This is a genomic window from Kribbella sp. NPDC002412 (assembly GCF_053592935.1).
Genome location: NZ_JBSFBL010000036.1, coordinates 33,692 through 50,652, shown reverse-complemented (window position 1 = coordinate 50,652; position 16,961 = coordinate 33,692). Strand labels below are relative to the sequence as shown.

At 68.8% G+C, this 16,961-nt stretch carries 12 protein-coding genes; all 12 read left to right on the top strand.

Annotated elements, in window-relative coordinates; genetic code table 11:
- The first annotated feature begins 73 nt into the window (after positions 1 to 73).
- From ACWCOV_RS26515 to ACWCOV_RS26460, 12 genes are read left to right on the top strand one after another with little or no spacing between them, the layout of a single operon-like run.
- Positions 74 to 2,425, top strand: coding sequence for an Ig-like domain-containing protein (locus tag ACWCOV_RS26515; RefSeq protein WP_449832013.1), 2,352 nt, complete (start codon positions 74 to 76; stop codon positions 2,423 to 2,425).
- An 11-nt stretch (positions 2,426 to 2,436) separates the two neighbouring features.
- Complete coding sequence (locus ACWCOV_RS26510; RefSeq protein ID WP_449832012.1) at positions 2,437 to 4,422, top strand: ABC transporter substrate-binding protein; 1,986 nt, start codon at positions 2,437 to 2,439, stop codon at positions 4,420 to 4,422.
- The gene (locus tag ACWCOV_RS26505) at positions 4,423 to 5,421 is read left to right on the top strand and encodes an ABC transporter permease (RefSeq protein ID WP_449832011.1); all 999 of its coding nucleotides are present in this window, start codon (positions 4,423 to 4,425) and stop codon (positions 5,419 to 5,421) included.
- Between the two features lie 6 nt (positions 5,422 to 5,427).
- Positions 5,428 to 6,567, top strand: coding sequence for an ABC transporter permease (locus ACWCOV_RS26500; protein WP_449832010.1), 1,140 nt, complete (start codon positions 5,428 to 5,430; stop codon positions 6,565 to 6,567).
- 9 nt (positions 6,568 to 6,576) lie between these two features.
- The gene (locus ACWCOV_RS26495) at positions 6,577 to 7,575 is read left to right on the top strand and encodes an ABC transporter ATP-binding protein (protein WP_449832009.1); all 999 of its coding nucleotides are present in this window, start codon (positions 6,577 to 6,579) and stop codon (positions 7,573 to 7,575) included.
- The gene (locus tag ACWCOV_RS26490; RefSeq protein ID WP_449832008.1) at positions 7,572 to 8,591 is read left to right on the top strand and encodes an ABC transporter ATP-binding protein; all 1,020 of its coding nucleotides are present in this window, start codon (positions 7,572 to 7,574) and stop codon (positions 8,589 to 8,591) included. The genes ACWCOV_RS26495 and ACWCOV_RS26490 overlap by 4 nt, the downstream gene beginning before the upstream one ends.
- Positions 8,592 to 8,620: 29 nt before the next feature.
- Entirely contained in the window at positions 8,621 to 10,129 is a 1,509-nt protein-coding gene (locus ACWCOV_RS26485) for an ABC transporter substrate-binding protein (protein ID WP_449832007.1), read from the top strand.
- Positions 10,126 to 11,190 carry a sialidase family protein gene (locus ACWCOV_RS26480; protein ID WP_449832006.1) on the top strand — a complete coding sequence of 355 codons (1,065 nt, stop codon included), beginning with the start codon at positions 10,126 to 10,128 and terminating at the stop codon, positions 11,188 to 11,190. The genes ACWCOV_RS26485 and ACWCOV_RS26480 overlap by 4 nt, the downstream gene beginning before the upstream one ends.
- Entirely contained in the window at positions 11,187 to 12,584 is a 1,398-nt protein-coding gene (locus ACWCOV_RS26475) for a DUF5060 domain-containing protein (RefSeq protein ID WP_449832005.1), read from the top strand. The genes ACWCOV_RS26480 and ACWCOV_RS26475 overlap by 4 nt, the downstream gene beginning before the upstream one ends.
- Complete coding sequence (locus tag ACWCOV_RS26470) at positions 12,581 to 13,729, top strand: DUF5605 domain-containing protein (RefSeq protein ID WP_449832004.1); 1,149 nt, start codon at positions 12,581 to 12,583, stop codon at positions 13,727 to 13,729. The genes ACWCOV_RS26475 and ACWCOV_RS26470 overlap by 4 nt, the downstream gene beginning before the upstream one ends.
- The gene (locus ACWCOV_RS26465; protein ID WP_449832003.1) at positions 13,729 to 15,786 is read left to right on the top strand and encodes a hypothetical protein; all 2,058 of its coding nucleotides are present in this window, start codon (positions 13,729 to 13,731) and stop codon (positions 15,784 to 15,786) included. Before ACWCOV_RS26470 ends, ACWCOV_RS26465 begins: the two co-directional genes overlap by 1 nt.
- Positions 15,783 to 16,931 (top strand): glycoside hydrolase family 28 protein, encoded by a 1,149-nt coding sequence (locus ACWCOV_RS26460; RefSeq protein WP_449832002.1) that lies wholly within the window; start codon positions 15,783 to 15,785, stop codon positions 16,929 to 16,931. Before ACWCOV_RS26465 ends, ACWCOV_RS26460 begins: the two co-directional genes overlap by 4 nt.
- The last annotated feature ends 30 nt before the right edge of the window (positions 16,932 to 16,961 follow it).

The window sequence follows — 16,961 nt, the reverse complement described above, 5'->3', positions numbered from 1 at the left end:
ATTCGAAGCTGACTAGATATTCAGATCCGAGTCGGCTCAGCAGCCGCCCCCTGCCGAAAGCGAGGCATGGACGATGACCGAAGCATCCACCGGCTGGACCCGTCGCGGGTTCGTGGCCACCACCGCCGCCGTCGGAGCCGCCGCCTCCCTGGGCATCACGGTTCCGGCACACGCCGCGCAGGCCGTGAGCACGGAGGACCGGGTTCCGGCCTTCCCCGGCGCCGAGGGCGCCGGCAAGTGGTCGACCGGCGGCCGCGGCGGGACCGTCTACGAGGTCACCAACCTCAACGACTCCGGCCCCGGCTCGCTGCGCGACGCCGTCTCCGGCTCGAACCGCACCGTGGTCTTCCGGGTGTCCGGCACGATCGTGCTGGAGACCGGCCTGGAGATCGCCGGCAGCAACCTGACCATCGCCGGCCAGACCGCTCCCGGCGGCGGCATCTGCGTCTCCGGCCGCGGCACCAACATCAAGGGTGGTACGCACGACATCGTCATCCGCTACCTGCGGTTCCGGCTCGGCGATCGCAACGCGGCCGCCGACGACGCGTTCAACACCAACGTGCCCGGCTCGGTCAGCCCGGAGATCCGGAACCTGATCATCGACCACTGCTCGTTCAGCTGGGCGGTCGACGAGTGTCTGTCGCCGTACGGGAACTTCGACGTCACCATCCAGTGGTGCATCATCGCCGAAGGGCTCGCGCTGTCCGCGCACCCGAAGAACCGGCACGGGTACGGCGGCATCTGGGGTGGTGAGCGGAACACCTACCACCACAACCTGATCGCCCACCAGGGCGGCCGGCAGCCGCGGTTCGGCTACACCGAGAACATCAACCTCGAGGTCGACCACCGCAACAACGTGGTCTACGACCACGGCTACACCTCGGTGTACGGCGGTGAGTGGGCCAACGGCATCAACATCGTCGGCAACTACTACAAGCCCGGTCCGAGCACGCTGGGCGAGGTCGCCCCGGTCATCCTGAGCGCGAACCGCGGCGGCCAGTGGCACGTGTCCGGCAACCAGGTGGAAGGCCACCCGGACGTCACCGCCCACAACCGGCGCGGCATCCGGTACCCGATCGGCGGGATCAACGAGCTACCCCGGCCGCTGCCGTTCGCCGACGAGCTCGAGACGCAGTCCGCGGCCAAGGCGTACGACGCCGTGCTGAAGAACGCCGGCGCCATCCTGCCGAGGCGCGATGCCGCCGACGCGCGGATCGTCGACGACGCGCGCAACGGCACCGGCCGGCTGATCAACTCGCAGAAGGAGGTCGGCGGCTTCCCGGTGCTGGCGCAGACCGAGGCGCCGGTCGACTCCGACCACGACGGCATCCCGGACTGGTGGGAGAAGGCGAACGGCCTCGACCCCAACGACCCGTCCGACGCCCAGAAGCTCGCGCCGAACGGCTACACCTACCTGGAGAACTACCTCAACTCGATCGTGCCCGACCCGGTCGGCAACCCGGCGGTGCGGATCACCAGCCCGGCGTTCAACGAGGTCGTCGCGGCGCGGACCGCGCCGACCGTCACGATCGAGGCGTCCGCCGCTGCGGACAAGGGCGGCGAACTGGCCACGGTCGAGTTCTTCAACGGCGACCAGCTGATCGGCACCGCGACCAAGGCGCCGTACCGGATCCAGTGGAAGAACGTTGCCGACGGCTCCTACTGGCTGACGGCCCGGGCCACCGACCGCAACGGCACGGCGACCCAGTCGACCCAGGTGCCGGTCCACGTCAACCTGCAGTCCGGCACGCCGGGCTGGACGTCCACCGCGATCGGCAAGCCACCGGTGCCGGGCTCGGGCAGCCTCGACGGCGGGATCCTGACGATCAAGGGCTCCGGCCGGATCCTCGGGCGCGGCAGCAACTTCCACTACGTCTACCGCAAGCTCACGGTCGGCGGCGCCGGATCGGTCGCCCAGATCACCGCCCGGCTGGACAGGATCACCAAGGTGGCGAACGGTCTCACCGCCGGCCTGATGATCCGCGACAGCCTCGACCAGACGGCGCCGTTCATGTACGGCGGCATCGGGTTCGGCGTGGCCGGTGGCACCGGGACGGTCGGCGACGACGGCGGCGTGGCCGGGGTCACCGACGACGGCGGCATGAAGGCGCAGGCGATCCGGATCCAGACCGACGGCCCGTCGCCGAGTGTCGGGCCGTGGCCGTGGACCGAGGACGAGTACCTCGATCCCACCAAGCAGTACTGGCTGCGGCTGCTCCGCCGGGAGCGCCCGCAGGCGCGGGAGGTCGAGTTCGAGGCCTTCATCTCCACCGACAAGGTCAAGTGGGACCGCTTCGGCTACGAGCGGATCGCGATGCCGAGCCGGACCTTCTACATCGGCTTCGCGGTCGACGGGGGCAAGGAGGACAACGGCCTCGTCGACTACGGGACCGCGCAGTTCAGCAACATCACGGTCGAGCAGTGAGGAAAGTGACGATGTCCCAGGAACTACGCAAGGTCGACCGGCGACGGGTGCTGCAGGGCGGTCTCGGGATGCTGGTCGCGGCCACCGTGCCGGGCTGCAGCTTCTTCGACACCAAGCCCGCCGGCACCGGCGCCCAGGCCGCCACCGCCGATCAGCTGGAGTCGCCGATGCTGAAGGCATTGGTCGACAAGGGCACGCTGCCCCCGCTGGCCGAGCGGCTGCCGAAGAACCCGCCGGTGATCAAGCCGCTGGCCGGCAAGGCGGTGTTCGGCGGGACCTGGCGCTCGGCGATGCTGACCCAGGAGGACACCCAGTGGCTGTGGAACGCCCTGGCGTACGAGCCCCTGGTCCGCTGGAAGCCGGACAAGACCGGCAAGCCCGGGTACGACGAGATGGAGGCGAACGTCGCCGAGTTCACGGTCGATGCCGAGAGCAAGGTGATCACGTTCAAACTCCGCGAGGGCCTGAAGTGGTCCGACGGCAAGCCCTGCACCGCGGACGACCTGCTGTTCACGCTGCTCGAGGTGCAGTGTGACGCCGGTCTGCACCCGGACGGCATCTACGACGCCTTCGCCTCGCCGGACACCGGCAAGATCGCGAAGATCGAGAAGACCGACGAGCGGACCGTCACCCTCACCTACACCGCGCCGCAGCCGTCGCTCATCATCCAGATCGCCGACGGCATCTTCCTGCGCGAGGGCGCCTACGGGATGCTGCTGCCGAAGCACTACTTCCAGCAGTTCCACCTCAAGTACAACCCGAACGCGAACGCGCTGGCGAAGAAGGCCGGCGTCGGCAGCTGGACGGACCTGTTCTCGCAGAAGCAGAACCCGTGGACGAACCCGGACCAGCCGACGCTGGCGCCGTGGAAGGTCGTCACCCCGCTCGGCAAGGGCTCCGCGGTGACGCTGACCCGGAACCCCTACTACTGGAAGGTCGACGACGCGGGCCGGCAGTTGCCCTACATCGACGCGTGCCGGGTCGAGGTGGTCCAGGACGCGCAGGTCGAGCTGCTCAAGGTGATGAACGGCGAGTTCGGCATGCAGTACCGCAACTTCGGCACCGCGCAGAACAAGCCGGTCGTCGCGCAGAACCGGGAGAAGGGCGGCTACCGGATCTTCGAGGTGCCGACCCAGCTGACCAACACGATGATCATCGGCATCAACCAGACCCACAAGAACCCGGTCAAGCGGGCGCTGTTCGCGAACAAGGACTTCCGGATCGGCCTGTCGCACGCGATCAACCGCAAGGAGATCATCGACGCGGTGTACGCCGGCCAGGGCGAGCCGTGGAACTGCGCTCCGCCGAAGGACTCGCCGTACTACAACGAGCAGCTCGCGACGCAGTACCTGGAGTTCGACGAGGCGAAGGCGAACGAACACTTCGACAAGGCCGGACTGAAGAAGGCGGCGGACGGTCGCCGGCTCGGCGCGGACGGCAAGCCGGTGTCGGTGACGGTGCTGGTGAGCGAGTCGTTCCCTGACCACGTCGAGGCGATCGAGTTCGTGAAGAAGCGCTGGCGGGCCGTCGGCATCGAGTTGCGGACCCAAGCCGTCAGCGAGGACCTCGCCAAGGAGCGGGTCAAGGCCAACGACCACGACGCCGGGACGTGGACCGGCGGCACCTTCGTGCTGCCGACCGGCACCGGCGGTGACCACTACTGGGTGCCCACCAACGACGGCAGCGCGCGGTACGGCATCGGCTGGGCGCAGTGGTACCAGTCCGACGGCGAGGAAGGTGTCGAGCCGCCGGCCGAGGTCAAGAAGCAGCTCGAGCTGTTCACCCAGGGTCGGCAGGAGCCGGACCCGGCCAAGACGCTCGACCTGGGCAAGCAGATCCTGCAGATCGCGGCCGACCAGTTCTACTACATCGGCCTGAGCAGCGTGCCGAACACCTACGGCATCGCGAAGAACGACTTCCACAACGTGCCGGACAAGATGATCGAGGCCGTTGCCCCTGGCATCGTCCACCCCGAGCAGTTCGCGATCGGGCAGTAGATGCTGCGCTACCTCGCCCGGCGGCTGCTCTGGATGGTGGTGACGCTGGCGGCGATCTCGTTCGTCACCTTCGTCGTCATCAAGCTGCCGCCGGGCGACTACACCACCACCGTCATCGCGAACGCCGAGGCCCGCGGGCAGGACATCCCGGATTCGCAGATCGCCGAGCTGAAACGGCACTACGGTCTCGACAAGCCGTTCATCGTGCAGTACTGGACCTGGATCTCCGGCGTGGTCCTGCACGGCGACCTCGGCCAGTCGTTCGCCTGGAACCAGTCGGTGTCCAGCCTGATCGGCAACCGGGTCATGCTCTCGATCTTCCTGTCGATCGGCAGCCTGCTGTTCGTCTGGGCGATCGCGTTCCCGATCGGGATCTACAGCGCGCTGCGGCAGTACTCGCCCGGTGACTACGTCGCCTCGTTCCTCGGCTTCATCGGGATGGCGGTGCCGGAGTTCATGCTGGCGCTGGTGATGATGTGGGTCGGGTTCCGGTACTTCGGCCAGAGCGTCGGCGGGCTGTTCTCACCCGAGTACGCCGACGCCGCCTGGAACCTGGGCAAGCTGATCGACCTGATCTCCCACCTCTGGGTGCCGATCGTCGTGGTCGGTGTGGCCGGCACCGCCGGGCTGATCCGGATCACCCGGGCCAACCTGCTCGACGAGCTGCACAAGCCGTACGTCGCCACCGCGCGGGCCAAGGGCCTGCCGGAGTGGAAGCTGCTGCTCAAGTACCCGGTCCGGATGTCGCTCAGCCCGTTCTTCAGCACAGTCGGCTGGCTGCTGCCCGGCCTGATCAGCGGCGAGACGATCGTGTCGGTCGTGATGAGCCTGCCGACCAGTGGCCCGCTGCTGCTCGGCGCGGTGAAGAGCCAGGACATGTACCTGGTCGGCAGCTTCGTGCTCATCCTCAGCGCGCTGACGGTGATCGGCACGATGCTCAGCGACCTCGCGCTGGCCTGGTGGGACCCGCGGATCCGGCACCGGCTGTCGAAGGGATAGGGCCTGATGGTTCAGACAATCCAGGAACAGCCCGCACCGCCGCCACCAGTCGAACCCGAGGTGGTGAAGAGCCTCCGGGACCACGGCGCGCTACCGCAGTGGCGGCTGATGTGGCGCCAGTTCCGCAAGCACCGGCTGGCGCTGATCGGGGCGATCGTGCTGTTCCCGATCTACTTCATCGCGGTCTTCTCCGGCTTCTTCGCCCCGGCCGCGAGCGACTCCGCGCACACGTCCCTGCCGTACGCGCCGCCGCAGCGGGTGCACCTCTCCACCGAGCACGGCATGTTCGTCTACGGCTACTCCTCCACCCGCGACCAGGAGACGTTCGAGCAGACCTTCACCGTCGACAAGAACAAGATCGTCGACGTCGGCCTGTTCGTCCGCGGTGACGAGTACAAGGTGCTCGGCCTGATCCCGTCCGACATCCACCTGATCGGCCCGACCACGAAGGGCGACCCGTTCTTCCTGCTCGGCGCCGACCAGTCCGGCCGCGACCTGCTGTCCCGGCTGATCCACGGCGCCAAGGTGTCGCTGTCGATCGGCCTGGTCGGGGTGGCCGCCAGCTTCGTGCTCGGCATCCTGATCGGCGGCATCTCCGGGTACTTCGGCGGCCCGATCGACAACGCGATCCAGCGGGTCATCGAGTTCATCATGTCGATCCCGACGCTGCCGCTGTGGATGGCGTTGTCGGCGGCGCTGCCGGACAGCTGGGGACCACTGACCAGGTACTTCGCGATCACGGTGATCCTGTCGCTGATCGGCTGGACCGGGCTGGCCCGCGACGTCCGCGGCCGGTTCCTCAGCCTGCGCGAGGAGGACTTCGTGATGGCCGCGCGGCTGGACGGCGTCGGCCAGCGCGGGATCATCGTCGGTCACATGGTGCCGTCGTTCGCCAGCCACATCATCGCGTCGGTGTCGATGGCGGTGCCGCGGATGATCCTCGGCGAGACCAGCCTGAGCTTCCTCGGGCTCGGCCTGCAGGCGCCGGCCGTCAGCTGGGGTGTGCTGCTCGAGGGCGCGCAGAACATCCGCGCGGTCGCCACCGCCCCCTGGCTGCTGACACCGGGGCTCGCGGTCGTGGTCGTCGTACTGGCCATGAACTTCGTCGGCGACGGCCTCCGCGACGCCGCGGATCCCTACAAGTAGGAGGACCTCGTGCAACCTCTCCTGGAAGTCCGAGACCTCCGGACGCACTTCGAGCTCGACGACGGCGTGGTCAAGGCCGTCGACGGCGTCAGCCTGACCGTACGGCGCGGCCGCACGCTGGCCGTGGTCGGCGAGTCGGGGTGCGGCAAGAGCGTCACCGCGCGCTCCATCCTGCGCCTGGTCGAGCGCCCGGCCCGGATCGTCGGCGGCCAGATCCTGCTGTACGGCGACGAGCCGTCGGACGACCCGCTGGACCTGCTGGCCGCCAAGGACAAGCGGCTGCGCGAGGTGCGCTGGTCCGACATCGCGATGGTGTTCCAGGAGCCGATGGCTTCGCTCAGCCTGGTGCACACGGTCGGCAACCAGATCATCGAGGCGGTCCGGCTGCACGAGAACCTCGGCAAGGCCGAGGCGCGGGACCGGGCGATCGAGATGCTCGGCCGGGTCGGCATCCCGGACCCGAAACGCCGGGTGGACTCCTACCCGTTCGAGCTCAGTGGCGGCATGCGGCAACGGGCGATGATCGCGATGGCGCTGGCCTGCCGGCCGCGGCTGCTGATCGCGGACGAGCCGACGACCGCGCTGGACGTCACCACGCAGGCGCAGATCCTGGACCTGCTGCAGGACCTCCAGCAGGAGCTCGGGATGGCGATCATGCTGATCACCCACGACCTCGGGGTCGCCGCGCAGGTGGCCGACGAGGTGGCCGTGATGTACCTCGGCGAGGTGGTCGAGCACGGGCCGGCGGCGTCCGTGCTGAGCGAGCCGAAGCACCCGTACACGCAGGCGCTGGTCCGCTCGGTCCCTCGGCTCGGGCAACGCGGTCAGGGCCGGTTGGCCGCCGTACGGGGGACGGTGCCGCCGCCGTACGAACGCCCGTCGGGGTGCCGGTTCCACCCGCGGTGCGACGCGTTCATGGCCGGCAAGTGCGATCTGACCGTGCCGGCCCGGGTACGCGCCGACGACACCGACGTCGCCTGCCTGCTGTACGGCGAGGAGGAACGATGACCGACCTGCTGACGACCGAGGGCCTGACGATGCACTTCCCGCTGCACAGCGGGTTCTTCGGCCGCAACCGCGGCGTCGTGAAGGCCGTCGACGGGGTCGACCTGTCGATCAAGGCCGGCCGGACGCTGGGACTGGTGGGGGAGTCGGGCTGCGGCAAGACGACCCTCGGCCGCTGCATCGTGCGCGCCTACGAGCCGACGTCGGGCAGCATCCTGTACGACGGCGTCGACCTGGCCAAGCTGTCCGAGAAGGCGCTCAAGCCGTACCGCGCCGAGGTCCGGCTGATCTTCCAGGACCCGCACTCCTCACTCGACCCGCGCAAGACGCTGCGCGACATCATCGCCGAGCCGCTGCGGGTGCAGGAGGCCGGTACGCGCGACGAGATCGACGACAAGGTCGCCGCACTGCTCAAGCGGGTCGGGCTGCGAGCGGAGTACGCGCATCGCTACCCGCATGCCTTCAGCGGCGGGGAGCGGCAGCGAGTGGTCATCGCTCGCGCTCTGGCGACCGATCCGCGGCTCGTGGTCGCGGACGAGGCGGTCAGCGCGCTCGACGTGTCGGTCCGGGCGCAGATCCTGAACCTGCTGAAGGACCTGCAGGAGGAGTCCGGTCTCACCTACCTGTTCGTCTCCCACGACCTCGGCATCGTCGAGCACGTCGCCGACGATGTCGCGGTGATGTACGTCGGCAAGCTGGTGGAGAGCGCGTCGACCGACGAGCTGTACAGCAAGCCGTTGCACCCGTACACCGAGGCGCTGCTGAGTGCCGTACCCGATCCTGATCCCGCGTCGCGTGGCAAGCGGTCCCGCATCATGCTGCGCGGCGAGATCGCGGACCCGTCCAAGGTGCCGCCGGGCTGCCCGTTCAGCCCGCGCTGCGGCTACGCCGAGGACCGCTGCCGCACCGAAGTCCCTCAGCTGCGCGAGGTCGGCGGGCGCCGTGTCGCCTGCCACTTCGCCGAGCAGCTCGACCTGAAGGGTGTCAGCGCCGCCGTCCGACAGACAACAACGGCCTGACGCCACCGCCCCTTTACGAAAGGCCCAGCATGTCCGACAAGCAAGGTATGTCCCGGCGCGGGTTCGTGCGGAACAGCGCGCTGATCGGCGGCCTCGCCGCCCTCGGTGGCGCGCTGCCCACCGCCACCGCCGCGGCGACCAGCTCGACCTCCGCCGTCCCGCGCGCGGGCGCACGCTCCGCGGCCGGCGTGGTCGACATCCCCAACCGCTACGGCAAGCCGTTCTCGGTGGCCGACGACGAGCTGTTCATCTTCGCGGTGAACTTCAAGCCGTTCGAGCTGGGCGGCGACGACGCCGGGCGGGAGGCGACGCGCTACTTCAACGCCGTGTTCGGCGACGCGATCCGGGCCAAGTTCCCGAACGTGAAGGTCAAGTACGCGACCTGGGACTATCCGATCCGGTACGAGGACCTCGCCAAGGCCGGCCGGGTGCCGGACCTGATCATCGAGGACCCGCGGACCCGGATCGACCGCGACCTGGAGCCGCTCGGCTGGGTCCAGGACATGACCCCGCTGGTGCAGCAGGCCGGTATCGACCTGTCCGCGCTGAACCTGGGCTCGGTCGAGCTGGTCAAGTCCCGCTCCGACGGCGGTCTGTACGGCGTCCCGGTGTTCATCGACGAGCACGTGCTGCTCTACAACAAGCTGATCTTCGACAAGTTCGGGGTCCGGTACCCGCGGGTCGGGTCGACGTACGACGACATCTACAAGACCGCGAAGTCGCTGACCCGGCAGGACGGGATCGACCACTACAAGGGCTTCATGCAGCACCCGGACAACTACCTGGCGCTGAACCAGCTCGGCCTGTACCCGTTCGTGCCCGGCAGCAGCGAGCAGCCGGCGCCGGAGGACGTCAAGGTCAACCTGACCACGGCGGAGTGGAAGCAGGTCGCCTACAACATGAACCGGTTCCTGCAGCTACCGGGGAACACGTTCACCACGGTGGACGACTTCTTCAAGGGCGACATGAGCTTCCCGGGTCACCTGGCGATGGCGGTGCACACGCTGTCGAAGCTGAACGCCTACGCGCTGAACCCGCTGTACGTCGAGGAGGACGACGCCGAGGACTACGCCGGGTGGGCCAAGAGCGTGAAGATCGGCGTCACCTCGATGCCGGTGCTGTCCCGCGGCTCCACCGCGATCTACCAGCCGAACGCCCGGGCCGCCTTCATCCCGCCGCAGTCGGCGCACAAGGAGCAGTCGCTCGAGATCATCAAGTACCTGGTGTCGGAGGAGATCCAGACCCGGATCTCGTCGTACGGCGTCAAGGCTGTGCTGCAGACCGACGCGGTCGTCAACGCCTTCGGTACGGCGCTGCCCGAACTGCGCGGGATCGACACCTCGGCCGTGTACTGGGGTGACAACGCGGTGGTGAAGAACTACCAGAACACCGAGTACTGGGACATCCCGCTGTACAAGGTGTTCCGCCAGCACGTGCTGATCGACGGCATGGACGTCGACTCGTCGCTGCAGGTCGCCGAACAGGTCGACATCCCCAACTACATCAAGGCCCAGGCTGCCGCAGGACTCACATGGTGACCGATCCCCGCTTCGACGGTGTGCTGAGGGACGGCTCGGCGCTGCTGCCGACGCTGCATCCGGGCGACAGTCACGCCGCCACGCTGGTGGAGACACCGGCCGGCGATCTGCTGTGTGCCTGGTTCAACGGTCCGGGGGAGGGCGAGCCGGACACGAACATTGTGCTGTCCCGCCTCCCCGCCGGCTCCACCACCTGGACTGTGCCGGAGCCGATGTCCGCCGACCCGGAACGCTCCGAGCAGAACCCGCTCCTGTTCGTGCTGCCCTCGGGGGAGGTGTGGTTGCTCCACACGTCCAACGAGCCGCACGACCAGTCCACTTCGCGCGTGATCCGCCGGGTCTCCCGCGACGGCGGTCTCACCTGGGGTCCGGGGGAGGTGATGTTCGACCGGCTCGGCAGCTTCATCCGGAACCCGATCGTTGTGCTCAGCAACGGTGACTGGTTGCTCCCGGCGTACGACTGTGACAAGAACGGAGAGACCACGGTCGTCCAGCTGAGCTCGGACGGCGGCCGCACCTGGACGCCGGGCGACCTGCCGGAGGGGTTGGGGCAGGTCCAGCTGAGTGCAGTGGAGATCGCACCGGGCGAGCTGCTCGGCTACTTCCGCAGCCGCGCCGCGGACCGGATCCACCGCTCGGTCTCCAAGGACTACGGCCGGACCTGGTCGGCGCCGGAGCGTACCGCGCTGCCGAACAACAACTCCGCGATCCAGGTGCTCCGGCTGGCCGACGGCCGGCTCGTCCTGGTCTTCAACGACTCGTCGGCCGAGCGGGACCAGTTCCGGTGGGTGCCGGACGGCCAAGGCGGCGTACGGCGGAAGACGCTGCGGACTCCGCTCACGCTGGCACTGTCCGAGGACGACGGCGCCACCTGGCCGTACTGGCGCAACCTGCAGGTGCAGGACGAGGAGTACCGCGACAACGAGTTCGGGTACTCGTACCCGACGCTGCTGCAGACCCGCGACGGACGGCTGCACGTCGCGTACTCCTACCTGCGCAAGACCATCAAGCACGTGATCCTCTCGCCGGAGTGGATCGAGGCGGGAGACCGACTTCCATGAGCACTGTCGAGCAGTGGGGGCTGCACGAGGTCACCTACGCCGGGCCGTCGGAGGGCAACCCGTTCGCGGACGTCGTACTGCGGGTGTCGTACCGCTACCGGAACCGGGTGGTGACCGTCGACGGCTTCTACGACGGGGACGGGGTCTACCGGGCCCGCTTCTCGCCGGACCGGGTCGGCCGGTGGGACTACGTCACCTCCAGCTCAGCCCCCGAGCTCGACGGGCACCGCGGTTCGTTCGAGTGCGTCCCGCCCGGCCCTGGCAACCACGGGCCGGTCGGGACGCACGGCGCGCACCACTTCGCGTACGCCGACGGCACGCGCTACGACTGCATCGGGACGACCTGTTACCACTGGACCTACGAGTCCAAGGAGATCCAGGAGCTCACGCTCGCATCGTTGCGTTCGGCGCCTTTCGACAAGGTGCGGATGTGCCTGCTGCCGACCGAGGGTATGCGGCCGGAGCGGTTGCCGTTCGTCGGGACCACGCCTGGTTCGGTCGACGTGGGCCGCTTCGATCCGGAGTTCTTCCAGCACTTCGAGGGCCGGGTCGCGGACCTGCTCTCGTTGGGTATCCAGGCAGATCTGATCCTGTTCCACCCCTACGACCGGGGTGTCTGGGGCTTCGACCGGATGACGCCGGCGCAGGACGAGGCGTTCCTGCGCTACGTGGTCGCCCGGCTGGCGGCGTACCGCAACGTCTGGTGGTCGCTGTCGAACGAGTACGACTTCAACCACGAGAAGACGATCGCGGACTGGGACCGGCTGCTGCAGCTGGTGCAGCGGTTCGACCCGTACCAGCGGCTGCGGTCGATCCACAACGGGACCAAGATGTACGAGGTCTTCACGCCGTACGACTTCAGCAAGCCGTGGATCACGCACCAGAGCGTGCAGCACTGGGACGGCGCCGAGGTCGCCGCGTGGCGGGCCTGTCCGAAGCCGGTGGTGATCGACGAGATCGGCTACGAGGGCAACGCCGGGCGCCGGTGGGGCAACCTGACTGCTGCCGAGCTCGTGCATCGCTTCTGGCAGGGAATGACGCTCGGCGGGTACGTCGGCCACGGCGAGTCGTTCGTCGACCGCGAGACCCGGGCATGGATCTCGATCGGCGGTCGCTTGTACGGCGAAAGCAGTCCGCGGATCGCCTTCCTGCGGGACGTGATGGCCGGCGCACCGCGGCTGCCGGACGGCAACGTCGATCCGGCGCGCTGCGTCCTGCACTACCTGGGCGACCGGCAGCCGTCGTACGTCGAGCTCGACCTACCGGATGCGTCGTACAGCTTCGAGCTGATCGACACAGTTGCCATGACCATCACACCCCTCGACTCCTACTCCGGGCGCTGCCGCATCCCGCTGCCGGCCCGCCCGTACCTAGCCCTGCGAGGCACTCGATGACAGAAGTAGAGCGCTGGGGGATCTTCGAACTGCCGGCCGATGGACCGGTCGAGTTCCAGCACGAGTCCGGGGCGGGTACCTACGCTGAGCCGTTTCTCGATGGGGACCGCCGGCTCATCCGCTTCATGCCGAGCCTCGAAGGCACCTGGCACTACACGGGCGCCGTCTCGGGCACCTTCACGTGTACGCCTGCGACGACCCCGGGTCCGGTGCGCCGCTCCGGGACCACGCTGCGCTTCGCCGACGGCACGCCGTACCACCCGTTGACGACCACGTGGTTCGGGACGGCGGACAACTGGCCTGAGGCATGCCGTGCGCTGGCCGCCTCACCCTTCAACCGCGTCCGCCTCCGCGCACCCCTCGACGTGCAGGTGCAGGACCTCTTGGCCGTCGACATGGCCGCTGAGATCCTGGTCGACTCGTTCGATCCCGAGGTGGTCAACCGGCTCGCCGCGTACCGCAACCTCACCTGGTGCATCGAGAATACCGCCGACGTGCGTGCGGTGGCCGAGCAGATCGCGGAGCACGACTCCGGCCGTCATCTCATCTCCGCCTACGCGGAGGCCGACCCCGGCGTGCCCTGGCTCACCCACCTCAGCGTCCCGCTGGATAACCTCCGTGGTGTGTCCGCACTCCGACGCGACTACGACAAGCCAGTCCACGTGGACGCGTGCGGCTACGAGGGCAACGGCTCCACTCCGGACACCAGCCTGACCGCTCAGGAGATGCTCACGCGCATCTGGGAGGGGACCGTCCGCGGTGCCTACGTGACGCATGGCGAGTGGTACGTCGACCACGCGAGCGGACCGTGGTCGGACGGGGGAGTGCGGCCGACCGGTGTCGCCGCCCAGCGCCTGCGGTTGCTGCGCGAGGTGCTGGACGAGCTGCCCGATGGTGTGGAGCCGATCGACGACTACCGGGACGCTCCGACGCTCGCCGTACCGGGGAGCTACTACCTGCAGTACCTCGGCGAGCACCAGTTTCCGGACCGCACGTTCAGCCTGCCGGCGGGGACCTACCAGGTGGAGGTCCTGGACGTCTGGAACCACAGTGTCCGCCGTACTGTCGAGACCGTCGCCGAGTCGCTGACCGTGCGGCTGCCGGGGACGCAGTACCAGGCCATCCAGATCCGGCGGACCGCCTGATGCCTGCACTGACCTCGGGCGACCGCACTGCGGAGCTCCGGAGAACTCCGGCCGGCGTGGTCCTTCACCTCGGTCGTACCGGCGCCACCACCTACGTTGAGCGGCCGATTGCGGAGCTGTTGACGTGCTCGGCGGGCCGCCCGTGGCAGCCGAACGCCATGCAGCCCGAGGGCTGGTGGATCTCCCGCCGCCCCGGCGAGCACCGGGCCGGTTGCCGCACCGGGCCGGTCGCCGTCGAAGTCCGGCTGTCGTTCGACGAGGCCGACCGCTTGAACCTCGAGTTGCGCTGGCGCAACACCGGGCAGCGCCGGTTGGGTGACCTCGCCGTCGGCCTGCTGCTCGACCTCGGCCGACTCACCGACTGCCAGATCACGCTGCCCGGCCTGATCTACAACGACAACCCGTCCGCCGACCCGGCCCGCGCCATTCCGCGGATCGGACCGGCGCCGGGCGGCGGCTTCATCGCCGAGGAGGACCGGCTGCCGATCCCCTGCGTCAACCTCGAGTGGCGTGCCGGACGCGAACGCCGCTGGCTGAGCGTCTTCTCCCGCCCGGCCGCACGCCGTTCGGCCGACGGACTCGTGCGGTACGGCTCGCTCGGACTGATCCGACGCGAGGGGCCGGTTGTCGCGGCATTGAGCGGCGCGCTGATGTTCGACGGCAAGCAGGACGTGCGCTACGTCAGCAAGGCCGAGACCGAGTCGACCGACGACGGCTACCTGACCCTGCTGCCGGGCGAGGTCTACACCCAGCAGTTGGTGTTCGACTGGGGTCCGCAGGAGTTCCGCGGGCATGCGTTCCGGCAGCTCGTCCGGACTGGCCGATCGCTCTTCGACTCGCCGGGCGCCGCGCCGCTCGACCTGGACGAGATCATCGCGCGGAAGACCGTCGCGCTGGACAACCGCTGGTACCGCGACGGAACCGTCGCCGGATACACCAAGTTCAGCGACGTCGCCGGCAATGGACCGGTCAAGGCCCGGCACTTCCTCTACGGCTGGACCGGCCAGGCGCTGAAGCTGGCCTGGTGCGACGCCCGGCTCGGCTTCGAGTCGGGGGATCGGACCCGGATCGACCGGTGCCGCGCGGCCGTCGAGTTCTACCTGGCCGGCAGCTCGACACGCACACCCGGCCTGCGGCACAACGCGTACCAGGTCGGCAGCCGCCGCTGGACGAGCTTCCGCTCCGGCGGCCGCGCGATGGTCTCCAGCCGTGCGTACGGCGAGACGATCGCCGACCTGGCCGAGATCATCGCGCTGTTCCGCTCCCACGACGAACCCGTGCCGCCGTCCTGGCCGGACGCGCTGGTCGCCTCCCTGAAGTTCCTCCGGACGGCGTTGCTCCCGGACGGCACGTTCCCGCTCGGCTGGCGGCTCGACGGCACCCCGTCGTCGACCGCGGTCTCGGCGGCCGGCATCCCGTGCGTCCTGGCTGCGTTGAAGGCGTCCGCCGTACTGGACGACTCGTGGTTGTTGTCGGAGGCAACGACGTGGCTGACGCGCTACCACGGGCAGCACGCGCGGACCTTCGACCGGCCGTTCGCCCGCTCCACGTTGGACGCGGCCTGCGAGGACAAGGAAGCGGGGATGTACTACTTCCTCGCCGCGTACGAGCTCTACCGCCTCACCGGCGACGACCTCTACGCCTCCTGGGCCGAGGTCGCCGCGGACTGGCTCCTCACCTGGGTCTACGTCTGGTCTCCCGAACAGGACCTCGACGCACCCCTCCGCGCCCGCGGTTTCAACGCAGTCGGCTGGCCCACCGTCAGTGTCCAGAACCACCACTTGGACGTCTTCTTCCCCACCTCGGAACTGCACGAGTTCGGCCGCCTCACCGCCAACCCGCACTACCTCCACGCCGCCGAGACCACCCTCTACGCCATGTCCCAAACCATCGCCGGCCATCCCGGCGACTGGGGCTTCGAGATCGTCGGCGAGCAAGGCGAAGCCGTCTTCCAAACCCACTGGCAACGCCGAGGCCACGCCAACACCTGGAACCCCTCCTGGGTGATCGCCGTCCCCCTGGCCAACGCCCTCCGCCTCCGCGAGCCCACCGAATGACCGATCACCACGTCACGGACTACGGCGCTCGCGCGGAGTCCGACTGCACTGCGGCACTCGAACGAGCAATCCAAGCCTGTGAACTCACCGGTGGCCGGGTCGTGGTTCCTGCCGGCACCTACCTCACCGGACCGATCCGGCTCCGCAGCAACGTCGAACTCCATCTGGCGGCCGGCGCGACCCTCCGGTTCCTCACCGACCCCGCGTCGTACCCGATCGTCCGGACCCGTTGGCAGGGGATCGAGTGCCTCAGCCACTCACCGCTGATCTACGCGTACGACGAAGTGAACCTCGCCGTCACCGGCCCCGGCACCCTGGACGGCGGCGCCTCCCCGGACAACTGGTGGCGCGACACCAAGCCGGTCGCAGACTGGAACCGCCTGCTGCAAATGGTCGCCGCCGACGTCCCGGTCGAGGAGCGTCATTTCTCACCAGGTCACGGCTTTCGGCCGAGCTTCCTCCAGCCGTACCGCTGCCGCCGCGTTCGCATCGAGGACGTCCGGATCATCAATGCCCCGATGTGGGTCGTCCACCCGGTGCTCAGCTCCGACATCGTCGTACGCGGGATCACCGTCGACAGCCGCGGCCCGAACAACGACGGCTGCAACCCCGACTCCTGCCGCGACGTCGTGATCAGCGGCTGCTCGTTCGACACCGGTGACGACTGCATCGCGATCAAGTCCGGCCGCGACGCCGACGGCCGCCGGGTCGCCGTACCCTGCGAGAACATCGTCATCGAGAACTGCCGCTTCGGCACCGGCCACGGCGCCGTCACCATCGGCAGCGAAACCAGCGGCGGCATCCGCAACGTCGTAGCCCGCGACCTGCACTTCACCGGCCCGCACCTCGACCACGCCCTCCGCCTCAAAACGAACTCCCATCGCGGCGGCCGCATCGAACACATCGACCTCCGCGACTCCCGCGCCGACTCCCTCACCGGCGCCGCCATCCTCATCGACACCCACCACGCCGACCCCCACCTCACCGGCGCCCACCACCCCACCGTCCGGGACATCTCCATCTCCGGCCTGCACATCCGCAACGCCCCCAGCACGCTGGAGGTCCGGGACACCCCACAGTCCCCAGTCCACAACCTGACCCTCACCACTGCCCCAGCCCTCCACGGAGTCAGCCGCACGGGTTGAGACCAGGGGGAGGGTGGACCCGGCGCACCG